This window comes from Microvirga mediterraneensis, assembly GCF_013520865.1.
In the GTDB taxonomy this organism is placed as follows: domain Bacteria; phylum Pseudomonadota; class Alphaproteobacteria; order Rhizobiales; family Beijerinckiaceae; genus Microvirga; species Microvirga mediterraneensis.
This window is the reverse complement of the sequence record NZ_JACDXJ010000001.1, coordinates 3,081,191-3,105,232: the sequence shown is the minus strand read 5'-3', so window position 1 is coordinate 3,105,232 and position 24,042 is coordinate 3,081,191. Positions and strand designations below refer to the sequence as shown.

Genomic DNA, 24,042 nt, shown 5'->3' with positions numbered 1-24,042 from the left:
CATGATGCCGCCCCGCCATACCGGTGAAAGCCCGGTATATTTCACCAGCTTCATCATCCGTCCCTTATCGGCCGCAAGGCCATTGGTAGCGTTATGGACCGGTCCGCCGTTTCATCCGCGGCACCATCGCTGGTGTCCGCCGGCCCCTGGCTGACACGCCCGTTCAGAGGTCTGATCGGCCGCTTCGGAATCGGATTCCTGATCCCGGTTGTCGAAGCCACCCTGCTCATCACCCTCCTGGCGCTCGCGCTCCCTGTAGCGCTGCTGCAGGTCTATGACCGGATTCTCCCGAACAAGGCCGTCGGGACACTGGCCGTGCTCGCGACGACGGTGACGCTCGCGATCCTGCTGGAGGCTTTGTTGCGCCATGTGCGCGGCCGGGTGCTCGCCCGTGTTGCCGCGACGTCCGAGGCCCAGGCGCATCGCCAGGCCATGCAATGCCTGCTGAACGCACCGCTCTCGGCTCTGGAAGCTCACGGCAACGGCTATTATGCGGAGCGTCTCTCCGCCATCGGCACGCTGCGCGAGGCGTGGTCCGGCCCCGCCCTGCAGGCGATGCTCGATCTGCCCTTTGCGCTCCTCTACCTCGTCGGCATCTGGTATCTGGCCGGCCCACTCGTGCTCGTGCCCCTGACGCTCTTGGCAGGTGTGGGTCTTCTGGCCGTGCTGACCGGCCGTCGCGTCCGCCGTGCCGCCCAGAATCTCGCCCTGGCCGAGGAGCGCCGCTTCAACTTTCTGTTCGACACGTTGAACTGCATCCATTCGATGAAGGTATTGGGCGCCGAGCCCTTGCTCGAGCGGCGTTACGAGCGTCTCCAGAATGGCTCCGCCCAACTGCGTCGCAAGCTGTCGCATACCATTTCGACCGGGCAGGAGGGCGGCATGCTCCTGTCCCAGGTCGCCACCATCGGCGTCGCGACCTTCGGCTGCCTGATGGTCCTCGAGGGACAGCTCAGCGTCGGCGGCCTCAGCGCGTGCACCATGCTCGTCGGCCGCACGATGCAGCCTCTTCTCGGCGGTGTCGCCCTCTGGTCGCGCCTGCAATCGCTCAGGGAGAGCAAGAGGCGCGTCGCTGAAATCGGTGCGCTGCCGCAGGAGCGCAGCCCCGACAGGCCGCTGCTGCAGATCACGGCCGGACACATCTTCCTTCAGGGTGTCCGGTTCCGAACGCCTCGCTATTCCGACTGGCTGTTCGAAGGAATCGACCTGGAGGTGCAGCCCGGCGAGATCGTTGGCATCACGGGTTCCAATGGATCGGGCCGTTCCGCCCTGCTGCGCCTGATCGCCGGCGAGCTGAAGGCCAATGACGGGCAGGTCCTGATCGACGGACAGGATCTCGGCCATGTGGATGTCGGATCGGCCCGCAGGCTTGTCGCGCTGGTTCCGCCGGATCCGGCGCTGGTGCGCGGCACCCTCCTGCAGAATCTGACGATGCATCAGCCGCAGCGCGAGGCCCTGGCGCTTCGCCTGGCAACGGAGCTGGGTCTGGATCAGGTCGCCAGCGCTCTTCCGGGCGGCTGGCACACCCAGGTCGGCGTGGCCGCGACGCCTCTGCCGCGCGGCGCCGCCCAACGCATCGGCGTCGTCCGTGCCCTGGTGGAAGAGCCGCGCATTCTCCTCCTCGACGACATCACCTCGCAGATCGACGGCGACAGCGATGCGCGTCTTGCCCGGCTGCTGGCGGATCTGCGGGGCAGGGTGACGGTGGTCAACGTCACTCATCGGCCCTCCACCTTGAACATTGCCGACCGGGTCTATGCGATCCGTGAGGGTCGATTGGAGCGTGTGGCATGAGGCCATTCAGAGAAGACCGTTCGTGCGCGCCGCTGGAGCTGCCGGAGGATCTCCTGGCTCCGTCCGATCTCGCCCGCTGCCTTTCCGCGATGCTGTGGCTGCTGGAATGGCCGGGCAGCGTAGACGATCTCCTGTCGGCCCTGCCTCACGTCAAGCCCGATATCGACATCACCGATGTACGGAACACCCTCGCCATTCTCGGCTATCCGACCCGCATGGAGCGGGTGTCGCAGGGGGCCCTGGATCCGAGACGCCTTCCGGCGATTCTCCTCCCGGCTGGCGAGCCCGCGGCCATCGTCTATCGCGATGAACAGGGGCGCGTCCTGCTCCTCGACGGCGAGACCGGCGATGTGGAGCCCTGCGATCCGAAGACCCTTCGCGGCACCTTGATGCTGGTCATCGACATGGATGCCGGGGCTCCGCGCAAGAGCTGGTTCGGCGGCATCGCCCGGCGCTTCCGGGGCGATCTGCCGGCGCTTCTCGGGATCAGCGGATTGATGGCCGTGCTCGGGCTCGCCGTGCCGGTCTTCACCATGTCGGTCTTCGACACGGTGATCGCGGGATACAGCCCGGAAACCCTGCCGATGCTCGTGGCGGGTGCGGTTGCGGCCATCCTCCTCGAAGTGGCGTTTCGCGCCGTCCGCCAGCGCGCCCTGCTCAGCATCGCCGAGCGGCTCGACCGGCTGGTTCCAAGCGCCGTCTTCACCCAGCTCATGTCCTTGCCGACAGCCCTGGTGGAGCGTGCGGGAACGGCCTCGCAGGTGTCGCGCCTGCGGGATTTCGCGGCCATCCGCGAGTTCCTCACCGGAAGCTTCGCCGTCGCGCTTCTCGATATGCCGTTCACGCTGCTCGTCATCATGCTCATGGTGCTGCTGGGGGGCTGGATCGCCATCGTGCCCGTCGGCACGGCCGTCGGTTTCGTGATCCTGTTCCTGGTGTCCCGTGGATCGATGCGGCTTGCCATCGAGCAGGCGGCCCGCGCCAACCAGATGCGGGAAGCACTGGCCGTGGAAGCCCTCGAAACCGTGCGGACCCTGAAGCTTGTCGGAGCCGAGGAGCGCTGGATCGATCGTTACACGTCCGCCGCCGCAGCGGCCGCCGTCTCGTCGGCGCGCGTCAGCACGCTCGCCGGATCCGTCCTTGCGGCGAGCCAGGCGCTCGTGACGCTGTCCGGACTGGCCGCGGTGGTGATGGGTGTGCTGTCGGTTCTGGGCGGCGCCATGACGGCCGGTGCGCTCATCGCCGGCATGATGTTGATCTGGCGCATTCTCGGCCCCATGCAGACCTGCTTCGTCATGCTCTCCCGCCTGGAGCAGACGCAGGCGTCGATCCGGCAGGTGGACGGCCTGATGTCGCTGGAGACCGAGCGGCCTCCGCCGCTCGAGGCGCGTATGGCGCCGCCGGAGCACGGCGCCATCGTGTTCCACCGCGTGACCCTCCGCTATCTTCCGCAATCCGAGCCGGTTCTCGCCGGTGCCAGCTTCTCCATCAAGCCCGGGCAGGTCGTCGCCGTCACGGGTGCGGAAGGGAGCGGCAAGTCGACCCTGTTGCTGCTGACGGCGGGCCTGTACCGGCCGCAAGGCGGTCTGGTGCGGATCGACAGCCATGACGTGCGGTCCTTCAATCCGGCGGTTCTCCGGCGCAGCATCGGCTGGGTGCCGCAATCACCCGGGCTTCTCTACGGCACCGTGGCCCAGAACCTGCGTCTCGCCCGTCCCAGCGCGTCCGACGCGGACCTTCGCGCGGCAGCCGATGAGGCCGGTGTGCTCGAAGCCATCGAGTCTCTGCCGCAGGGCTTCGACACGCGCGTCGGCGACAACCAGAGCGGACGGCTTCCGCGCAGCATCCTGCAGAGGATCTCCCTTGCGGCCGCCCTGCTGCGCGATGCGCCCATCCTGCTGCTCGACGAGCCGGTTGCGGGTCTCGACGATGCCTGCGCCAAAGCCTTCACCGACGTCATCGCCTCGCGTCGCGGCCGTTGCACCATCCTCATGGCGACGCACCGGCCGAGCCACATCCGGTTGGCCGACCGCGTCCTGCGCCTGCGCGATGGGCAGGTCGAAGAACTCGAACAGCAGACGGCTCCCGGCGGCCCGCGCCCCACGAGAGCCCCGATCGGCCCATCGCTGGCGAATGCCGCCTTCGCGAACATGTCGGCCGCCAACAGTCCGAAGGTTGCATGATGAGCAAGACCGCGACACCTGCCGTCAACGGCGAGATCCTGCCCGCGAGCGTCGAGCGTCACGCTCTGCCTCGGGCCAGCCGCCAACCGCGTCCGGACGGCCACGTGCTGGCCCTCGAAGAGCTGCGTGTGAAAGGCCTGGAGCGGGCCGTCGTGCTGGGGACCGGGATCCTGGTGGCCGCAGGCGTGTCCTGGGCGGCGCTGACCCGGGTCCCCGAAGTCGCGGTCGGTACAGGTGAAATTTCTCCGGTTGTGGCCGCCGCTCCCATCCAGCATCTCGAGGGCGGCATCGTCGCGGAAGTGCTGGTGAACGAGGGCGAGACGGTCGAGGCGGGACAGCCGCTACTGCGCATGAACGACGCAATAGCGCAATCCGAGCTGTCGCAGGCCCGGCACCGGCTGGAATCCCTGCAGCTCCAGGCGCAGCGCCTTGCAGCCGCCGCGGACGGCCACATCGTGGCTCTCGACCTGCGCGGGCGCCAGACGCCTTCGGCCGGAATCGTCGCCAGTGCCGGCGGAGACGCGCAGGCCATGCCGCCAATGAGCTCCGGCATGTTCGCCGAACCGCAGCGCGCCGCATTGAACTCGCGCCTGCGGGTGCTGGCGGACCGTGTCGCGGTTCTGCAGGAGCAGGTGGCGCAGCGCCGGAGCGATCTTCTGACGCTCGGGGGGCAAATCTCCTCGGTGCAGGAGCAGATGGCGCTGCATTCCAAAGAGCTCAGCATCCGGGAAGACCTCGCCAGCAATGGCCTGACGACGCGCCTCTCGGTGCTGGAGGCCCAGCGGCTCTTCATGAGCGCGAAGGCCGAGCACGAGCGGCTCAACGGCCAGCGCGTGACGGCGCAGCGCAGCCTGGCCGAGGCGGAAGCCCGCATCACCGAAGCGCAGTCGGCGGCCGTGGACGAGGCGCGTCAAGAAGCGGCGAGGGTCGCCCTGGACGTTGCCGAGACGACCGAACTCGTCCGCAAGCTGGAAGACCGCGCGGATCGTGTCATGCTCCGGGCCCCGATCGAGGGTGTCGTGCGCGGACTCGCGGTCCATCGGCCCGGAACGGTTCTCCCTCCCGGCGGTCTCGTGGCCGAAATCATGCCGCAGGATGCGCAGCTCGTGGCCGATGTCCGCCTCATGCCCCGCGATATCGGTTTCATCGAGGTCGGCCAGCAGGTCCATGTGAAAGTGCAGGCCTTCGATTACGCGCGCTTCGGGTCCGTGGAGGGCAGGGTGGAGCGCGTGTCGGCCGGCACCTTCCTCGACGAGCAGCGGCAGCCGCATTACCGCGCGCGCATCGCGCTCAAGCAGCAATATGTCGGCCACGATCCGCGTCATGCGCAGCTCGTGGCGGGGATGACCGTCCAGGCGGATATCACCACCGGCACCAAGACGGTTCTGCAATACCTGCTGAAGCCGATCTATTCGGCCATGGCCGCATCCTTCCACGAACGCTGAGCGCATCATGACCCGGCAACCCGACCTCACCATCCCGTTCGACGCCAGCGTCGTGGACGAGGAAGCCCTCCGTGCCCTTCGCGCCGTGCAGCGGACAGTCCCCGTCGGTGATGGCGGAGCAGCCGGCAACCTCGCCGGGGGGACCGAGGCGGTCGCGGCCTTCGGCATGATGCGGGGCATGCCCTCCGGTGGCGGTCTGGGCGAGATGGGCGGCATCCTGCCGACGACCGAAGAATCGGCTCCTCGTCCGGAGGAGGTTCGGCTGGAGCCGCTCCGTGAAGCGGCTCCCGCATCCAAGGCAATGTCCTTGGATGCTGCACCGACCGAGCCGCCGATCCTCGTCGAGGTCCCCGAATCCCGACCGGCCGCGACGCCGAAGGTCACGGGGTCCCACGGGATGCCTGAACCATCGAACTCCTTGCATGGCATGGCGATCTCGTCCGAGCCTGCAACGACGCGCCCCGTCGTGAGGGATGAACCTGTCACGATTCCGAATCCCGGGCATTCCGAGCCGCAACCCGAAGACCCGCAGGACGATCCGCCCTCACCCCCGGGCGTACGGGTCGCAGATGCGGCGGGCCAAGAGGATCAATCGATTGCTCTTGACCTATCGGCAGCTCTGACCGGTACGAACGGGTCGGAGGTCCTGCTCGTGACCATTCTCGGCGTCCCGTCCGGGGCGCGGCTGTCACACGGCACCCGCGCGCCGGACGGCAGCTGGCAGGTGCTGCCAGGTGAACTGGCAGGTCTTGCCATTCTCCCACCAGAGAACTTCTCCGGCACCCTCAGCCTGACCCTGCGCGCCACCGCGGTGAGCCCCAACGGCGCGACCGCCACCCACGAGGCGCCGTTCCGGGTCCATGTCGAGGCCGTCGCCGACACGCCCGTCGTCGGCGTGCACGACGCCGCCACCCGGGAAGACCAGCCGATCGCCCTCGATCTGGCGGCGGCGCTGACCGACACCGACGGCTCGGAGGTGCTCCTGCTGGTGATCGAAGGCCTGCCGCCGGGCGCGCGCCTGTCGGCGGGCAGCGACACCGGCAACGGCCGCTGGACGCTCACGCCCGGCCAGCTTGCCGGTCTGACCCTGACGCCGCCGCTCGACTGGAGCGGGCGCATGGATCTGACCCTGGTGGCGCAGGCGCGGGAGAGTTCGAACGGCTCGACCGCGACCGTGCGGGCCCCGTTCAGCGTGGCCGTGGAAGCGGTGGCGGATGCGCCGCAGGTGGCGGCGCAGGACGTGGCCGGCCGCGAGGACACGCCGGTGGCGCTGGATCTGTCGGCAATGCTGAAGGACCGGGACGGCTCCGAGGTGCTCGCGGTGGTGATCCGGGGCGTCCCGGACGGCGCCGCGCTGTCGCACGGCACCCGCCAGCCCGACGGCAGCTGGAATGTCGCTCCCGCCGACCTGGCCGACTTGAAATTCATCCCCAAGCCCGACTTTTCCGGCCCGGTGGATCTTCGCATCGAGGCCACCGCCCGGGAGAGCAACGGCGATACTGCGACAAGCACGGCCGATTTGCGCGTGCAGGTCCACGCGGTCGCCGATGCGCCGGATGTGACGGTCGCCGACGCCCATGGCTACGAGGACATGCCGGTCAGCCTTTCGGGCCTGGGTGGCGCCTTGCGCGACACTGACGGCTCCGAGAGCGTCAGCTTCGTCCTCAGCGGCGTCCCCGCCGATGCAACGCTCAGCGCCGGCACCCCGCTCGGCGGCGGCCGCTGGGCCCTGACATCCGCGCAGCTGGCGGGCCTGACCCTTTTCCCGCCGCCCCAGATGTCGGGCCAGTTCACCCTGACGCTCACGGCCATCGCGACCGAAAGCGAGCCGGGCGTGCCCAGCGCTCGGACCTCTGCCACGTTCACGGTGAACGTGGACCCGGTGGTGGATGCAGGCAGCATCGCCGGCTCGAGCGCGGGTTCGGAAGATACGCTGATCCAGCTCCGCCCCGCCTTCGATACGTCCGATCAGGACGGCTCGGAAACTTGGTCGGAGTTCACCCAGGTGGCGGGACTGCCGCCGGGCGCTTCGCTCAATCTCGGCTCCGAGATCGCGCCCGGTCTGTGGCAGGTCCAGACGGCGGACTTGCGCGCCGGCCTCGTAATGATCCGCCCGGCGGAGCACAGCGACGATGATTTCACGCTCACCCTGACGGCTACCCTTACGGATTCCGGCAACGACAAGAGCGTCAGCCGGTTGGTGACGGGATCTCACATGGTGACGGTCGAGGCCATCGCCGACGAACCTCTGGTGGCGGCGCACGACGTGACGGGGGACGAGGACCGGCCGATCCCGCTCAACGTCTCGGCCGCCCTCGTGGACACGGACGGCTCCGAGGCCCTGACGGTGCGCATCCTCGGCGTGCCGGACGGCGCTTCGCTGTCGCCCGGTACGCGTCAGCCCGACGGCAGCTGGGGCGTCGCCCCCGCCGACCTGGCCCATCTCTCCATCACCCCGCCCCAGGACTTCTCCGGCACGATCAAGCTGACGCTGGAGGCAACCGTCCGCGAAAGCTCGAACGGTTCAACCGCGACGCGGAGCATCGGCTTCCGGGTGGATGTGGAGGATGTATCGGATACCCCGCTGGTGAGCGTCCACGATGCCGCGGGGCGTGAGGACGAATGGACGTCCCTGGACCTCGGGGCGACGCTCGCTGACAGCGACGGCTCGGAGACGCTGTCGGTGACCATTCTCGGCGTCCCGTCCGGGGCGCGGCTGTCACACGGCACCCGCGCGCCGGACGGCAGCTGGCAGGTGCTGCCAGGTGAACTGGCAGATCTTGCCATTCTCCCACCAGAGAACTTCTCCGGCCCCCTCAGCCTGACCCTGCGCGCCACCGCGGTGAGCCCCAACGGCGCGACCGCCACCCACGAGGCGCCGTTCCGGGTCCATGTCGAGGCCGTCGCCGACACGCCCGTCGTCGGCGTGCACGACGCCGCCACCCGGGAAGACCAGCCGATCGCCCTCGATCTGGCGGCGGCGCTGACCGACACCGACGGCTCGGAGGTGCTCCTGCTGGTGATCGAAGGCCTGCCGCCGGGCGCGCGCCTGTCGGCGGGCAGCGACACCGGCAACGGCCGCTGGACGCTCACGCCCGGCCAGCTTGCCGGCCTGACCCTGACGCCGCCGCTCGACTGGAGCGGGCGCATGGACCTGACCCTGGTGGCGCAGGCGCGGGAGAGTTCGAACGGCTCGACCGCGACCGTGCGGGCCCCGTTCAGCGTGGCCGTGGAAGCGGTGGCGGATGCGCCGCAGGTGGCGGCGCAGGACGTGGCCGGCCGCGAGGACACGCCGGTGGCGCTGGATCTGTCGGCAATGCTGAAGGACCGGGACGGCTCCGAGGTGCTCGCGGTGGTGATCCGGGGCGTCCCGGACGGCGCCGCGCTGTCGCACGGCACCCGCCAGCCCGACGGCAGCTGGAATGTCGCTCCCGCCGACCTGGCCGACTTGAAATTCATCCCCAAGCCCGACTTTTCCGGCCCGGTGGATCTTCGCATCGAGGCCACCGCCCGGGAGAGCAACGGCGATACTGCGACAAGCACGGCCGATTTCCGCGTGCAGGTCCACGCGGTCGCCGACATGCCCGACGTCACCGTGGCCCATTACACGGGTCGCGAAGACGAGCCGGTTGCGCTCACGGGCCTCGGCGGCGCTCTGCGTGACCTCGATGGTTCGGAAACCCTGAGTTTCATCCTCACGGTGCCTCCCGGTGCGACACTCAACGCCGGGACAAAGCAGGCAGACGGCACTTGGCTCCTGACGCCCGCGCAGCTCAACGGCCTCGTCCTCACGCCCCCGGCGAACGGCTCCGGACGGTTCGAGCTGACCCTCACGGCGGTTGCGACCGAAAGCGAGCCCGGCGTGCCGAGTGCGCGCAATTCCGCGAAATTCACGGTCGACCTCGATCCCGTTCTGGACCCAGGCACCATCACCGGTTCCGCCGCCGGCGATGAGGATACCTGGATCAAGCTCAGCCCGAAATTCGATACCCCCGACAAGGACGGCTCCGAAACCTGGTCCGAATTCACCATGATCTCCGGTGTTCCCGCCGGCGCGTCGCTCGACCGCGGTGCGATGGTGGAGCCAGGCGTGTGGAAGGTTCCGACGAGTTCCCTTCAGGCGGGGCTCGTCAGGATCAAGCCGCCGTTGAACAGCGACGCGGATTTCACCCTGACGTTTACCGCGACGCTGACGGACTCAGGCAACGGGAAATCCGTCAGCCAGGAGCTGACGGGCACGAATTTCGTGACCGTGAATGCCGTGGCCGACAAACCGAACGTGACCGCATCGAACGTCACGGGCCGGGAAGACCATGAGATCCCCCTCAATCTGTCCGCGAGCCTCGTCGACACCGATGGGTCGGAAACGCTGACTGTCAGGATCTACGGCGTTCCGGCCTCCGCCACTCTGACGAAGGGAGTGTTGCAATCCGACGGCTCCTGGATCGTCCAGGCCGCCGACCTGCCGAACGTCGCCCTGAAGCCGCCCGCTGATTTCTCCGGCACGCTGGACCTCAAGATCCGAGCGACCGCGACGGAAAGCTCGAACGGAAAGACCGCCTGGAGGGAAGCATCCTTTCAGGTGGAGGTCGACGCGGTGGCGGACGAGCCGGGACTGCGCGTGGCACCGGCCGTAGGAGACGAAGACAAGGCGATTCCGCTCACCATGACAGCTTGGACGACCGACCGGGACGGTTCGGAGAAGATCGTCGGGTTTCGGCTCACCGGCATTCCGGAAGGAGCGGTGGTGCGGGCCGGCGGCGTGGCGCTCGTCGTGGTCAACGGTAGCGTGTTGGTCGATCCGGCCGTGGCGAACAGCCTGACCGTTACACCTCCCGCCCATTCGGACGATGATTTCACCATCAAAGTGTCCGCAATCTCCGCGGAGCCCAACGGCAGCACGGCCGAAAGCCCGCCGCTCGATCTGCGTGTGACGGTCCGCGCCGTGGCCGACGCTCCCGTCATGAACGTGACCGGCGCGAACGGCTTCGAAGATACTCCGATCGCACTCAATCTCTCTGCGACGATGCCGGACAACGACGGATCCGAGACTCTGAGTTTCGTGATCAGGGGAGTGCCCGATGGCGCCGTCATGTCCCACGGCACCTATCGCGGTCCCGGAATCTGGTCCCTGACGGCCGAGGAGGCCAGGCTGGCGACCTTGCTGCCGCCCGCCAACTTTTCGGGAACCATCAAACTCTCCGTCACGGCGATCACCCAGGAGGAGCGGGGAGGCGATCAGGCATCGACCACCGTGGAATTCCGCGTCGAGGTCGAATCCGTTGTCGATGCCCCCGCAGTCGGCGGCCTCGACGGTGTATCCGGCGATTGGGGAACGATGCACGGCACGGAAGACCGGCCGATCCTGTTGCGTCTCGATCCCGGCCTCGGAGATACCGACGGGTCCGAGAAGGTGGTGGGTGACATTCTCATCGGCGACGTCCCCGCCGGGGCGGTTCTGCGCCTGGCCGACGGCACCGTCGTCAATCCCGACGAGCATGGGATCTACAGGATCGCCTCGGCGCATATGGTTGGCGTGACGCTGACGATGCCTCACGACAGCGACCAAGCGCACACGCTCAAGGTGGTGATGACCATCGAGGACAGCGGCGGCGTTCGGGTGTCCGTCGGCGGAAAGATGGTGGTGGATCCGCTCGGCGATGCCGACATGCCGGAAATAGCGTTCGAGCCGTCGACTGGGAGCGCCCATAAGAGCCTGAACCCGGATCAGGGCTGGATCCCTCTCCAGATCGCGGCCGTGCCGGGGGACAAGGACGGTTCGGAAACCCTACAAATGTGGGTCCGAGATGTGCCGGCAGGGGCCGTTCTCTCGTCCGGCATCGCCGTCGGCGACGGCATATGGCTGGTGCCGGTCCAGGATCTTCCGACCCTCTCCATTCGCCCGAGGGCAGGTTTCACCCAAAGCTTCGAGCTGACGATCACCGCCGTGGCCGTGGAGCGTGAGGGCGACCAGACCGATCTGACGGTGAGAGTCCCGGTCACCATCACGGTACCCGGTGATGGGGGCGGGGATGGAAGCGGTGGAACGGGCCCGGGTCCCGATCCGGACGACGCCCCGTCGGCGCAGGACCCTTCGCTCGTGGTCCGAAATGCCGATACCCTCGAGGATCGCAGCGTCCTTCTGTCCATCGAGGCCGAGACGAAGGACAATGACGGAGGTCGTGAATCCCTCGGCATCCGTATCAACGGCCTCCCCCCGGGCGCGAGCCTGTCGGTCGGCGTGAGGGATCCGCTGACGGGAGCCTGGGCGCTGCATCCGGACCAGCTGAAGGACGTCCGTCTCATCCCTCCGGCGAATTTCTCCGGTCGGATCGATCTTGAGGTTGTCGCCATATCGACGGAGGGCACGGGAGACCAGAAAGCCGTTTCGGCCACGATCAGCGTCAATGTCGACGCCGTCGCCGACAATGCCGTCATCAATGCCGATCCCTCGGTCGGCGAAGAGGACGGCGCCGTTCCCTTGAAGCTCACCGTCACGCCCGGCGACAGTGACGGCAGCGAATTCGTGGCAGCCGTGATCGTCTCCGGCGTCCCGGCGGGAGGCCGCCTCGAAGGTGCAGGCGCCGTCGATCTTGGGAGCGGCCGCTGGTCGGTCGACCCCGCCCAGATCGCGAGCCTCCAGTTCGTGCCGCCGGCCAACAGCCATGGCACATATCAGCTTACGGTGACGGCGACGACGCAGGAGAGGAGCAACGACGACACGCACGAGACGCAGCGGACGATCGCCGTGACCGTCGCGCCGAAGGCGGATGCACCGACTGTCACAGTCCATGATGCATCGGGACAGGAGGACGGGACGATTGCTCTCGACGTGTCGGCTGCCCTGGTCGACACCGACGGTTCGGAAGTTCTCTCGGTGGTCATCCAGGGACTGCCCGAGGGCGCAAGGCTTTCCAAGGGCATCAACAACGGCGACGGCAGCTGGACTCTGACGCCGTCGCAACTCGCGGGACTGACCGTGAAGCCGCCTGCCGACTGGAGCGGCACCATGAACCTGACCGTTCAGGCGCATGCACGGGAAGTCTCCAACGGTTCTGTTGCAACCACGGAGGCGACGTTCCGGGTCGATGTCGATGCCGTCGCCGACGCCCCCGTAGTGGCCGTCCGCGATGCGACCGGCCTGGAGGACCAGCCGATTGCCCTGAATCTCTCGGCGGCCCTGACGGATCGGGACGGCTCCGAGGTGCTGTCCGTGGTCATTCTGGGGTTACCCTCCGGGGCGAGCCTTACCTACGGCACGCGGCAATCCGACGGGAGCTGGATCGTGGCGCCTGCCGACCTGCCGGGTCTTGCCATCGTTCCCCCGGAGAACTTCTCCGGCACTTTCGGCCTCACCATGCGGGCCACCGCGCGGGAAACCAATGGCGACACGGCCACGAGCGAGGCAAGCTTCCGCGTGCAGGTCGAGGCGGTGGCCGATGCGCCGAACGTCACGGTGCGCGATTTCACCGGAAACGAGGACACCTCCATCAGGCTGACCGGCTTGGCGGGTGCCCTTTTCGACACGGATGGCTCGGAAAGCCTGAGCTTCGTCCTCAGCGGACTGCCGGCCGGAGCGAGCCTGAACGCGGGAACCAGGCAGCCCGACGGCAGCTGGCTGCTCACGCCGGCCCAACTCGGCAACCTGAGTTTCACACCTCCGGCGAACGTGTCGGGGCAGTTTACCCTCACGCTCACCGGCATCGCGACCGAAAGCTCCGGTGGGTCGGTGGCCCGCACGTCCCGGGACTTCACCATCGGCGTCAACCCGGTGGCGGATGCCGGCACGATCAGCGGTGCGAGCACGGGAGACGAGGGTACGTCGATCGTCCTCAATCCGACTTTCACGCTGATGGACAACGATGGCTCGGAGACTTGGTCCGAGTTCACCCAGGTGTCTGGCCTGCCGACAGGTGCGAGCCTCAATCTCGGATCGCAGCTCGCGCCGGGCACATGGCTGGTCGCGACGGCCGATCTGCGGGCAGGCCTGATCAAGGTCAATCCGGCTGAGCACAGCGATGCGGACTTCACCCTGACCCTGAAGGCGACGATCACGGATACGGGCAACGGCATCTCCGTCAGCCGGGAGGTGACGGGCACGCACGCGGTCACCGTCCATGCGGTCGCCGACGCGCCGGTCGCAACGGCCCAGGATGCGGCCGGGCAGGAGGACAATGCCATCGCGCTGAACCTGTCCGCCGCCCTCTTGGACACGGACGGCTCGGAGGCGCTGACAGTCAGCATCCTGGGCGTTCCGGACGGCTTCACCCTGTCCCAGGGCACATCCCTTGGAGGCGGCGTGTGGCGGGTTGCGGCCGACGTTCTCCCGGGGCTGCAGCTCCATCCCGCGCAGGACTGGAACGGAACTCTTCACCTAATGCTCCAGGCCACGAGCACCGAAACGGCAGGCGGCACCGCGACGACGACGACGCCCTTCACCGTGACAATCGACGCCGTGAACGATGCGCCGGAACTTGCCCTGACCGCACCGGCTCATGCAGAGGCGGGCGCCCATCAGGCAAGCGCGCTAGGCCTCGTCGCGGCGCATGACGTGGACAGTCCCCAGCTCGGCGGCGCGACCGTAACGCTCGCCGGCGCGCAGGCCGGCGACAGGCTCGATTTCGACGGCTTCGTGCTGCACGAGGAAAACGGGCGCATGATGATCGGGGACACAGGCATCGAGGTCGTCGGCGGAGGCTATGAGGCGCATATGGGGACTTTGACCCTGAGCGGGTCTGCGGCGCCTGAGGTCTACTCGGCCGTGCTGCAATCCCTCGTGCTGGAGAGCGTGGACACGAGCGGCCTCGCGGCCGGATCCCGCAGCATCGGCGTGACGCTCTTCGACAGCGAGGGAGCCGCCTCGGTGCCGCAGACCATCGAGGTGGTCGTGGATGAGCCTCCGCCATCCACGGTCGAGGCCCATGGCCTCATGGCGGCCGCGGCTTCCGGGACCACCCAGGATCTGTCCGGGTCCGACATTCTCTTGATGATGGCCGATGGCACGATCGATCCGGGCCATGGCGCCGGAGGAGCCTGGACCGAACAGATAGACGCCGGTCAGGCTCCGGAGACGGCGATGCACCAGCCCGTGGAGCTCGATCAGCCCGTCGCAGATCACGTCCAGCCCGTCGACGACCTCCAGATCGAATCCGCCAGGACCCACTGGTCGTGAGGCGTCGGCGCGCATCATCCCTGGACGGCCGGAGCATCGGATCCGATGCTCCCGACGACCCGTTTCTGTTGACGTGTCACGGGCCCCGGCCTTAGAGAGGATTTGACGGCAGGGCGGTGCTCACCGTTTCCGGAGAGGTGGCCGAGTGGTTTAAGGCAGCGGTCTTGAAAACCGCCGTGGGTGCAAGCCCACCGTGGGTTCGAATCCCACCCTCTCCGCCATCGTCCAGTTTCGCGTTTCCAGTCGTCAGGGCTGCTTCGGCGGGACCGATTCATTAACCAAAACATCTCAAACGAGACCATGGGACAGGCTTGAGCATGCTTCCGGGCCGTTCTTCGGGAGGATTCGCTAGGCCGAATAACGGCTGACGGCGATCATCACGATATAAGGTGCTGGCGAATAAGGGTTTTTGGTTTCATCCCTTAAAGCTCCGAATGCGGTCCCGGCCGAAGTCTCAAGAGTCAGCTTGGTCCTCGGGAACGAGCATGCGCTGAAGCTTTAACGGAAGAAACTGATGTATCCAACTGAAAATATTGGATAAACATAAAATCGATATGATGTTTCGAAATTCATAGCTTTGCCATTGACAAGCGCGGCTATTTAACTTTCCTTTAAGGACCCGAAAGCACTTTGGCTCGATGCCCGGGCTAACCCCGGCTCTGCCATGCACGGTGCGGATAATGGAATGCGAGACCACATGCCTTCGAATCGCGCAGAAGTGACGACCGAGCTGAAGGGGAATGCCTCTTCCTTCAATCGATGGACTCTCCTTCGCGTCGCAGGCGTGACCGCCATTGCGCTGACTGCAGCCAACTGCTCCTCCAATGTCCGCGGAGGCATCGATCCCAAATACGGCGTCGCCCCGAGTCCGAAGGTGGTCGCCGATGGCCAGCCCGTTCCCAAGGGCGGCGGCCGTGATATGGTCGGCAAACCCTACACCGTGGCCGGCCGGACCTATGTCCCCAACGAAACGCCTCGCTCCAGTGAAGGCTTGGCGTCCTGGTACGGGTCCAATTTCCATGGCCGCATGACGGCGAACGGGGAGGTCTTCGACCGGGATTCGATTGCGGCCGCCCACACCACCATGCCGCTTCCGAGCTATGCCCGTGTGACCAACCTGCAGAACGGCCACTCGATGATCGTCCGCGTGAACGATCGCGGGCCGTTCCACGGCAACCGGGTCATCGACGTGTCCGAGCGCGCCGCCGCTGCCCTTGGGTTCCGGCAGGCCGGAACGGCCCGGGTGCGCGTGGATTACGTCGGCCGCGCGTCCACGAACGGCAGCGACGATCGCATCCTCCTGGCGAGCCTGCGGACCGACGGAACGCCTGCGGCTCTGACCGGCTCGGCGCCGACCATGATTGCCCAGGCGCCCCAGACCAATGTACCGCGTCAGGCCATTGCGCTTCGCACCTACGAGCCGGATGACGGAGCGTATGCGGCACCGGCCCGTCCGACGCAGGCGGCAGGCTCCGGAGTGGTTGCCAGCAATGTACCGCTTCCGCCCGAGCGTCCGTTCGATCTCGGCACGATCCCCGGGGCGGCAAGCCCGGTTGCCCGGATCAGTTCCGCAACTCCCGCGTCGCGTCCCGTGGTGGCAAGCCTCTACGGATCGCCGGCTGACGATGCGCGCCCCGGCTTCCAGAGAAGCGGCGCCTATACGGCAGCCGATCCCACGAAGTTCGTGCTTCGATAAGCAATCCCTTCCTGCCTGATTAAAACAACATCACGCACCGGCTGGCGCAGCTGATCGATCCCGGAATGTAACCCACTTTCAGGGTCGTCGCACGAGCGTAGCAGCGGTTGATTTGTTGTTGACGCGCCACAGATTCGGGGTCTCCTAGGGGAAGAGCCTGGAGAAGCTGACGATGCGTCATGTTAAAGTCGCCCGAGCCCTGGCGGCGGTTGGATTCGTGTGGAGCGCTGTCTCACTTTCGTTCGCTTGGCCGCAAGCGGCGCGGGCGCAGAATTTTCAGACGAGCGCCCCCACGGCCATCCTCATGGACGCAGGAAGCCACGCGGTTCTCTTCGAGAAGAACGCCGATGAGCTGACGGCACCCGCCAGCATGGCCAAGACCATGACGGCCGAAGTGGTCTTCAACGAAATCAAGAACGGCCGCCTGAACTTCGACAGCGAGTTCATGATCTCGGAGAACGCCTGGCGCAAGGGCGGTGGGGGATCGGGCGGCTCGTCCATGTTCGCCAAGGTGAACACGCCGGTCCGTCTCGAGGATCTGCTTCGTGGGCTCATCGTTCAATCGGGCAACGACGCGGCCATCGCCATCGCCGAGGGCGTTGCCGGAACGGAAGACAATTTTGCCCGCAAGATGAACGAGCGGGCCAAGCAGATCGGCCTGTCGCAATCGACATTCCGCAACGCTACGGGCTACGGCCATCCCGAGCAGAAGGTCACCGTCCGCGATCTGGCGAAGCTCGCCCTTCATCTGATCGAGGCTTACCCTGACCTCTACAAGATGTTCGGCGAGCGCGAGTTCACCTGGAACAAGATCCGTCAGCAGAACCGCAATCCCTTGCTTTTCATGGATATCGGCGCGGATGGGCTGAAAACCGGCAATATCGACGAGTCCGGCTTCGGCCTGATGGGCTCCGCCGTCCAGAACGACCAGCGTCTGATCGTGGTCGTCAACGGCCTTAAGACGGCTAAGGATCGCGCCAACGAGGCCCGCAAGCTTCTGGACTGGGGTTTCCGGGCCTTCGAGACCCAGCAGCTCTTCGCCGAGGGGCAGGTCGTGGGCGAGGCTCAAGTGTTCGGCGGTAACAAGCGGTCACTGCCGCTTGTGTCCAAGAAGCCTGTTCGTGTACTTGTGCCCCGTGGAGAGAGCGAACGGGTCACCGCTCGCATTGTCTACACCGGACCGCTGAAGGCTCCTGTCCAGAAGGGAGCGGAGGTGGCCCGGCTCCAGGTCAACCGCGGGGACATGCAGGCGCTCGACATGCCGCTCTATGCCGATGAGGACATTCAGGAAGGGACGCTGAGCCAGCGGGCCCTGGATGGCCTGCTGGAGTTCAGCACGGGATGGGTCCGCCGCGCTTTCACGAGCGTGATCGAAGGCATTTGATGGCAGGCTGCTTCATTACGTTCGAAGGCGGGGAGGGCGCAGGCAAGTCGACCCAGATCCAGAGGCTCAAGATCCGGCTGGAGCGCCTTGCCCAGCCGGTCCTCGTGACCCGCGAACCCGGCGGCTCTCCGCATGCCGAGGAGATTCGTGCCTTCATCCTCAGCGGCCGGGCCAAGCATCTGGGGCCGCTGGCGGAAGCTCTCCTGTTCGCCGCTGCCCGGATCGACCATCTGGACAAGACCATCAAGCCGGCGCTCAAGAGCGGGACCCACGTCCTCTGCGATCGGTTTGCGGATTCGACCCGTGCCTATCAGGGCTCCCTGGGCAATATCGACGAAGATCTGATCGGTCAGCTCGAGGCGGTGACCCTGCAGGGCGTGAAACCCGATCTCACCTTGATCCTCGATCTGCCCGCCGAAACGGGGCTGGCCCGGGCCGGAGCCCGACAGGCAGGGAAAGGCGAGGGGGCCGATCGTTTCGAGGGGGAGGATATCTCCTTCCATCAGTCCCTGAGGCAGGCCTACCTGTCCATCGCTCGGGCCGAACCGAAACGGTGCGCCGTCATCAATGCGGACCAGGATCCCGACGAGGTCGAGACGGCGATCTGGGCTGCCGTGCGGGAGCGACTTCCCCAAGTGACCGAACATGCGGTGAGGCCTCTCGATGTCGCGTGACGATCAGGGCGTTGCGGAGCCGGATCAGCTCGACAATGCGCGGCATCCCCGGGAGCAGTTCGCCTTCTTCGGCCACCGGGACGGCGAGGAGGCTTTCCTGGAGGGGCTGCGCAGCGGTCGGCTTCATCATGCCTGGCTCATCGGCGGAGCCCAGGGAATCGGCAAGGCCACCCTGGCCTATCGCGTGGCCCGCACGGTGCTCGACCCGCAAAGATCCAACGACCGGACCATTTCGAGCCTGGACGTGCCGGCCGGCTCGCATGTGGCGCGCCAGGTGGCGGTTCTCTCCCATCCCAATCTTTCCGTGCTGAGGCGCGCGCCGGCCACGGACAAGAAAGGTCCTTCCGCGACGATCCCGGTCGATGCGGTGCGCCGAGCGCTCGGCATGTTCGGCTCGACGGCCGCCGATGGCGGCTACCGGGTCTGTATCGTCGACAGCGCCGAGGACCTGACCGTTTCGAGTGCCAATGCGCTGCTCAAGGTGATCGAAGAGCCGCCGCCGCGTTCGTTGTTCCTGATCGTCAGCCACGCGCCGCAGAGAGTTCTGCCCACCATCCGGTCGCGCTGCCGCAGGCTTTTGCTCCGCCCCCTTGAGGACCAGGACATCAGGGGGGCCATCGCGTCCCTCGGCTCCCCCTGGACCGATATCTCGCAGGACGTGGTGGATCAGGCGCTTCGGTACGGGGAAGGCTCGGTCCGGCGCACCCTGGAGCTTCTCGACGCCGAAAAGGTGGCCTTCATCGAGCAGGTGAACCGGCTCCTGAACGGCCTGCCGAAAGCCGACACCAAGCAGGTCCTAGCCCTTGCGGAAGCCCTGTCCAAGCGCGATGCGGACGACAGCTACGAGCTTGCCCTTGAAACGGTGCAGCGCTGGGTTTCCGACCGGCTCCATGAGCGGGCTGGCCTGGGCGCGTCCCGCCTTGCGCCTTTGGTGGAGGTATGTGACAAGATCGGCCGTTCGGCGCGCGAGATCGATGTGTTCAACCTCGACCGCCGGCCCTTCATTCTGACGATGTTCGACGATCTCGCCGACGCGGTTCGGCGGGCGGCCTGAAGCCCCATCGTCCGAAGGGTTTCGATTTCAGGACTTAGGATTCGACATGGCCGACAAGCAGAAATTCTACATCACCACGGCTATTTCGTACCCGAATGGGGCTCCCCATATCGGCCATGCCTACGAGGTCGTCGCATCGGACGCGATCGCGCGTTTCAAGCGTATCGACGGCTATGACGTGTTCTTCATGACGGGCACGGACGAGCATGGCCTGAAGATCCAGCAGACGGCGGACAAGAACGGCACGACGCCCAAGGCCTTCGTCGACGAGATGGCGGCGAAGTTCAAGGCCATGGCCGACCGGCTCGACTGCTCTTATGACCGCTTCATCCGCACGACCGACGCTGACCACCTGCCGTCGACCCAGGAATTGTGGCGCCGGATGCAGGAGAAGGGAGATATCTATCTTTCCAAGTATTCCGGCTGGTACTCGGTCCGGGACGAAGCGTACTACGACGAGAGCGAGCTGACCAAGCAACCCGACGGGAGCTGGCGGGCGCCGACCGGAGCGCCGGTCGAATGGATCGAGGAGGAGAGCTACTTCTTCCGCCTGTCCGCTTACCAGGACCGGCTGCTTGCCCATTATGAGGCCAATCCGGACTTCATCAGCCCCGGAACCCGCCGCAACGAGGTCGCGAGCTTCGTGCGCTCCGGCCTGCAGGACCTCTCGATCAGCCGAACCACCTTCAACTGGGGTCTTCCGGTGCCGGGCGATCCGAAGCACGTCATGTATGTGTGGATCGACGCCCTCAACAACTACATGACCGGCTGCGGCTTCCCGAACGAGAATGATCCGCGCTGGCACTACTGGCCGGCGGACGTGCACATCATCGGCAAGGATATCGTGCGCTTCCACACGGTCTATTGGCCTGCTTTCCTCATGTCGGCCGAGCTGCCGCTGCCGAAGCGCGTCTTCGGGCACGGGTTCCTGCTCAACAAGGGCGAGAAGATGTCGAAGTCGGTCGGCAACGTGGTCGATCCTTTCGATCTCGCCGATACCTACGGGGTCGACCAGATCCGCTATTTCTTCATGCGGGAAGTGCCCTTCGGCCAGGATGGAAACTACTCCCACGAGGCTATCGTCAACCGCATCAACGCGGATCTGGCGAACGATCTCGGCAACCTCGCCCAGCGCTCCCTGTCGATGATCGCCAAGAACTGCGACGCCGCCGTGCCGCAGCCGGGTGAGTTCACCCAGGCCGATCAGGACATGCTCTGGCTGGCCGACGCCTTGCCCGGCAAGACGCGGGCGGCCATGAAGGACTTCGCCGTCCATACCACCCTGGCCGAGATTTGGGCCGTGGTGGCGGAAGCCAACCGCTATTTCGCTTCCCAAGAGCCCTGGGTGCTGCGCAAGAGCGACCCGGCGCGCATGAGCACGGTGCTCTACGTGACGGCCGAGGTGCTGCGGGCGGTCGGGATCCTGGCCCAGCCCTTCGTGCCGACGGCTGCGGCCAAGCTGCTCGACCTGCTGGCGGTTCCGCCGGAGGGCAGGGTACTTGCGGCGGTCGGCCCGGAGCATCGCCTGATGTCCGGAACGGCCCTTCCGCAACCTGCGCCGATTTTCCCGCGTTATATCGAGGCGGAAGCGTCCTGACGCATCCGCTTTGATCGGCCCTCCCGGGCCCTCTGCGGAAGCGCGATGTACACCACCTTCATGTTCGCCACCGGGATCGAGAACAGCATCCCGACTATCAACAATGGCCGCACCCGCATCGACCAGATGGAGAAGTGCGGCCATTATACCCATTGGCGCACGGATTTCGAACTCCTGGAGGAGCTGGATATCCAGGTCCTGCGTTACGGTCCGCCGCTCCACAAGACATTCATCGGCCCGGGGCGGTACGACTGGGCCTTCGCGGACATGACCTTCGCCGAGCTTCAGCGCCGCAACGTGATACCCATCGTCGATCTTTGCCATTTCGGCGTTCCCGACTGGATCGGCAACTTCCAGAATCCGGATTTTCCAGCTCTGTTCGCATCTTACGCGGAAGACTTCGCGCGCCGCTTTCCCTGGCTTCAGCTCTACACTCCCATCAACGAGATGTTCATCTGCGCCCAGTTCTCGGCCGCCTATGGCTGGTGGAACGAGCAGCTGACCAGTGACCAGGGGTTCGTGACCGCTCTCAAGCACATCGTGAAGGCCAATGTCCTGGCCATGGAGCGGATTCTAAAGGTTCGGCCGGATGCTCTCTTTATTCAGAGCGAGTCTTCCGAATATTTCCACGCCGAGAACCCGGCGGCCATCAAGCCTTCCGAAATCATGAACTCCCGGCGTTTCCTGTCCCTGGACCTGAACTACGGGCGACGGGTCGACTCGGAAATGTACGAGTTCCTGATGGACAGTGGCATGACCCGGGACGAGTACCATTTCTTCCTCAGCCGTTCGTCCCTGCGCCACCATTGCATCATGGGCAACGACTACTACCTCACCAATGAGCACCGGGTTCGGGAGGACGGCACCACCGAGGCCGCCGGGGATGTTTTCGGTTACGACGAGATCACCAGGCAGTACTATGACCGCTATCGGCTTCCCGTGATGCATACCGAGACGAACCTCATGCAGGGGCCCCATGGCGACGAGGCCGTCAACTGGCTCTGGAAGCAATGGGCGAATGTGCTGAGGGTCCGCAACACGGGCGTTCCGATCGTCGGATTCACCTGGTACTCGCTCACCGATCAGATGGATTGGGATACGGCGCTCCGGGAGGAGAACAACAGAGTGACTCCGGTGGGTCTTTACGATCTCGACCGGAACATCCGTCCCGTGGGGCGCCGCTACAAAAAGCTGATCCACGATTGGTGCGACGTGCTTCCCGCCCAGAGCGTGTGCCTGACGGTACCCGTCGTCCGTCCTCAGGATCACGACGAGGCTCCCATCCGCCGACATCAGGACCGGATGCGCAAGATGCTCCATAAGGAGTCGAAGGAGGACGAGGAGCCGGTGGCGACCGCCCAGGGCGTCCGTCGGTAGACGGATGGGCTGAACCGCTTTATTCAGCTAGCCGCCGCAGAGGAGGGCGCCTTCACCCATGTTGGTCGACAGCCATTGCCACTTGGACTTTCCGGACTTTCAGACGCGCCTTCCCGAGGTGCTGGCTGCGGCGGCCGCAGCCGGCGTCGGTCGCATGGTGACGATCTCGACCCATGTGGCGCGTTTCGACACCTACCGGTCCCTGGCAGAGGCGCATGAGAGTATCTTCTGCTCCGTCGGCACCCACCCGCACAATGCCGCCGATGAACCGGACGTGCCGGCCGAGCGCTTGGCCGAGCTTTCGGCCCATCCCCGCTGCATCGCCATAGGCGAGGCCGGTCTCGATTATCATTACGACAAGAGCCCTCACGACGTGCAGCAGCGGGTCTTCCGCACCCATATCGAGGCGGCGCGGGCGACCGGATTGCCGTTGGTGATCCATGCCCGCAACGCCGACGAGGACATGATCAGGATCCTGACCGAGGAGATGAGGCGAGGGCGCTTCGATGCGGTGCTTCACTGTTTCTCGTCCGGCGAGAAGCTGGCTCAGGTCGGCGTCGAACTCGGTCTCTACGTCTCCTTCTCGGGCATTCTGACCTTCCGGAACTCGGAGGAGATCCGCCGGATCGCGGCGGCCGTTCCCCATGATCGCCTGCTGGTCGAGACGGACGCACCCTATCTGGCCCCCGTGCCGCATCGCGGAAAGACCAATGAACCGGCCTTCGTGGCCCATACGGCCCGCGTGCTCGGGGAGGTCGTCGGAGTGAGCGATCAGGACATTGCCCGGCTGACGACAGCCAATTTCTATCGTCTGTTTTCCAAGGCAGCCGCCGCCGATGCGGTCGAGGGCCAGGCGCTCGCGTCATGACCTTGAAAGTCACGATTCTCGGTTGCGGATCCTCGGCAGGCGTACCGCGCGTGGGCGTCGGCTGGGGCGCCTGCGACCCCTCGAACCCTAAGAATCGCCGCCGCCGCTGCTCGATCCTGGTCGAGAAAATCGGCCCGGACGGGGCGAAGACGACCGTGCTGGTCGATACCGGCCCGGATCTGCGCGAGCAGCTTCTGAGCGCCGACGTCCGGCACCTCGATGCCATTCTCGTCACGCATGAGCATGCGGACCACATCCATGGGATCGACGATCTGCGTCCGCTCGCCCTCGTGCAGCGTCAGCGGATCCCGATCCATGCGGATCGAATGACGTCCGAGCTTCTCCAGATGCGGTTCGGCTATTGCTTCGAAACGCCGGCGGGGAGCAGCTATCCGCCGATCCTGAAGATGCGCCACCTTCAGCCCGGCGCGACGACGGCGGTTCCGGGCGCCGGGGGCACGATCGAGGCCTTGCCGTTCAGGATGGTCCACGGGGATATCGACGCTTTGGGTTTCCGGTTTGGTAAGATCGCTTACGCACCGGATGTGAGCCGTATGCCCGAGGAGAGCCTGCCGGTCCTCGAGGGTCTCGATGTCCTGATCCTGGATGCCTTACGATACACGCCGCATCCGACGCATTTTTCCGTATCGGAAGCCTTGGAGCTGATCGACAGGGTCCGGCCGAAGCGGGCTATCCTGACGAACCTGCATACGGATCTGGACTACGAAACCCTGCGCCGCAAACTGCCGCAGCACGTCGAACCCGCCTTTGACGGGTTGCAGATCGAGGCTCCCTGAG

Annotated in this window: 12 protein-coding genes and 1 tRNA gene; all 13 read left to right on the top strand. The window is 66.0% G+C overall.

Annotated elements, in window-relative coordinates; translation table 11 throughout:
* Window positions 1–93 precede the first annotated feature (93 nt).
* Window positions 94–1,794, top strand: a complete 1,701-nt coding sequence (locus tag H0S73_RS14630; protein ID WP_181052842.1) for a peptidase domain-containing ABC transporter — start codon at window positions 94–96, stop codon at window positions 1,792–1,794.
* Window positions 1,791–3,977 carry a peptidase domain-containing ABC transporter gene (locus H0S73_RS14625; protein ID WP_181052841.1) on the top strand — a complete coding sequence of 729 codons (2,187 nt, stop codon included), beginning with the start codon at window positions 1,791–1,793 and terminating at the stop codon, window positions 3,975–3,977. The genes H0S73_RS14630 and H0S73_RS14625 overlap by 4 nt, the downstream gene beginning before the upstream one ends.
* Window positions 3,974–5,422 carry an HlyD family type I secretion periplasmic adaptor subunit gene (locus H0S73_RS14620; protein ID WP_181052840.1) on the top strand — a complete coding sequence of 483 codons (1,449 nt, stop codon included), beginning with the start codon at window positions 3,974–3,976 and terminating at the stop codon, window positions 5,420–5,422. Before H0S73_RS14625 ends, H0S73_RS14620 begins: the two co-directional genes overlap by 4 nt.
* Window positions 5,423–5,429: 7 nt before the next feature.
* Complete coding sequence (locus H0S73_RS14615) at window positions 5,430–14,594, top strand: Ig-like domain-containing protein (protein WP_181052839.1); 9,165 nt, start codon at window positions 5,430–5,432, stop codon at window positions 14,592–14,594.
* A gap of 131 nt (window positions 14,595–14,725) precedes the next feature.
* Window positions 14,726–14,815 (top strand) — tRNA-Ser (locus H0S73_RS14610).
* 476 nt (window positions 14,816–15,291) lie between these two features.
* A complete protein-coding gene (locus H0S73_RS26255; protein WP_181052838.1) occupies window positions 15,292–16,290 on the top strand; it encodes a septal ring lytic transglycosylase RlpA family protein in 999 nt (332 codons plus the stop codon).
* A gap of 172 nt (window positions 16,291–16,462) precedes the next feature.
* On the top strand, window positions 16,463–17,674 hold the full coding sequence (locus tag H0S73_RS14600) for a D-alanyl-D-alanine carboxypeptidase family protein (protein ID WP_181052837.1): 1,212 nt from the start codon (window positions 16,463–16,465) through the stop codon (window positions 17,672–17,674).
* Window positions 17,674–18,348, top strand: coding sequence for a dTMP kinase (gene tmk, locus H0S73_RS14595; RefSeq protein ID WP_181052836.1), 675 nt, complete (start codon window positions 17,674–17,676; stop codon window positions 18,346–18,348). Before H0S73_RS14600 ends, tmk begins: the two co-directional genes overlap by 1 nt.
* Window positions 18,338–19,402: a DNA polymerase III subunit delta' gene (locus H0S73_RS14590; protein ID WP_181052835.1), complete on the top strand. Its 1,065-nt coding sequence runs from the start codon at window positions 18,338–18,340 to the stop codon at window positions 19,400–19,402. Before tmk ends, H0S73_RS14590 begins: the two co-directional genes overlap by 11 nt.
* Window positions 19,403–19,448: 46 nt before the next feature.
* Complete coding sequence (gene metG, locus H0S73_RS14585) at window positions 19,449–20,999, top strand: methionine--tRNA ligase (protein ID WP_181052834.1); 1,551 nt, start codon at window positions 19,449–19,451, stop codon at window positions 20,997–20,999.
* Between the two features lie 45 nt (window positions 21,000–21,044).
* Window positions 21,045–22,376 (top strand): family 1 glycosylhydrolase, encoded by a 1,332-nt coding sequence (locus H0S73_RS14580; protein WP_181052833.1) that lies wholly within the window; start codon window positions 21,045–21,047, stop codon window positions 22,374–22,376.
* A gap of 58 nt (window positions 22,377–22,434) precedes the next feature.
* Window positions 22,435–23,244 carry a TatD family hydrolase gene (locus H0S73_RS14575; protein ID WP_181052832.1) on the top strand — a complete coding sequence of 270 codons (810 nt, stop codon included), beginning with the start codon at window positions 22,435–22,437 and terminating at the stop codon, window positions 23,242–23,244.
* Entirely contained in the window at window positions 23,241–24,041 is an 801-nt protein-coding gene (locus H0S73_RS14570) for an MBL fold metallo-hydrolase (RefSeq protein WP_181052831.1), read from the top strand. Before H0S73_RS14575 ends, H0S73_RS14570 begins: the two co-directional genes overlap by 4 nt.
* Window position 24,042: the final 1 nt, after the last annotated feature.

Bases quoted from the DNA above. Each gene is read 5' to 3' on its own strand.
- H0S73_RS26255 (WP_181052838.1), top strand. From the start codon at position 15,292: ATGCCTTCGAATCGCGCAGAAGTGACGACCGAGCTGAAGGGGAATGCC.
- H0S73_RS14625 (WP_181052841.1), top strand. From the start codon at position 1,791: ATGAGGCCATTCAGAGAAGACCGTTCGTGCGCGCCGCTGGAGCTGCCG.
- metG (WP_181052834.1), top strand. From the start codon at position 19,449: ATGGCCGACAAGCAGAAATTCTACATCACCACGGCTATTTCGTACCCG.
- H0S73_RS14580 (WP_181052833.1), top strand. From the start codon at position 21,045: ATGTACACCACCTTCATGTTCGCCACCGGGATCGAGAACAGCATCCCG.
- H0S73_RS14575 (WP_181052832.1), top strand. From the start codon at position 22,435: ATGTTGGTCGACAGCCATTGCCACTTGGACTTTCCGGACTTTCAGACG.
- H0S73_RS14615 (WP_181052839.1), top strand. From the start codon at position 5,430: ATGACCCGGCAACCCGACCTCACCATCCCGTTCGACGCCAGCGTCGTG.
- H0S73_RS14600 (WP_181052837.1), top strand. From the start codon at position 16,463: ATGCGTCATGTTAAAGTCGCCCGAGCCCTGGCGGCGGTTGGATTCGTG.
- H0S73_RS14620 (WP_181052840.1), top strand. From the start codon at position 3,974: ATGATGAGCAAGACCGCGACACCTGCCGTCAACGGCGAGATCCTGCCC.
- tmk (WP_181052836.1), top strand. From the start codon at position 17,674: ATGGCAGGCTGCTTCATTACGTTCGAAGGCGGGGAGGGCGCAGGCAAG.
- H0S73_RS14570 (WP_181052831.1), top strand. From the start codon at position 23,241: ATGACCTTGAAAGTCACGATTCTCGGTTGCGGATCCTCGGCAGGCGTA.
- H0S73_RS14630 (WP_181052842.1), top strand. From the start codon at position 94: ATGGACCGGTCCGCCGTTTCATCCGCGGCACCATCGCTGGTGTCCGCC.
- H0S73_RS14590 (WP_181052835.1), top strand. From the start codon at position 18,338: ATGTCGCGTGACGATCAGGGCGTTGCGGAGCCGGATCAGCTCGACAAT.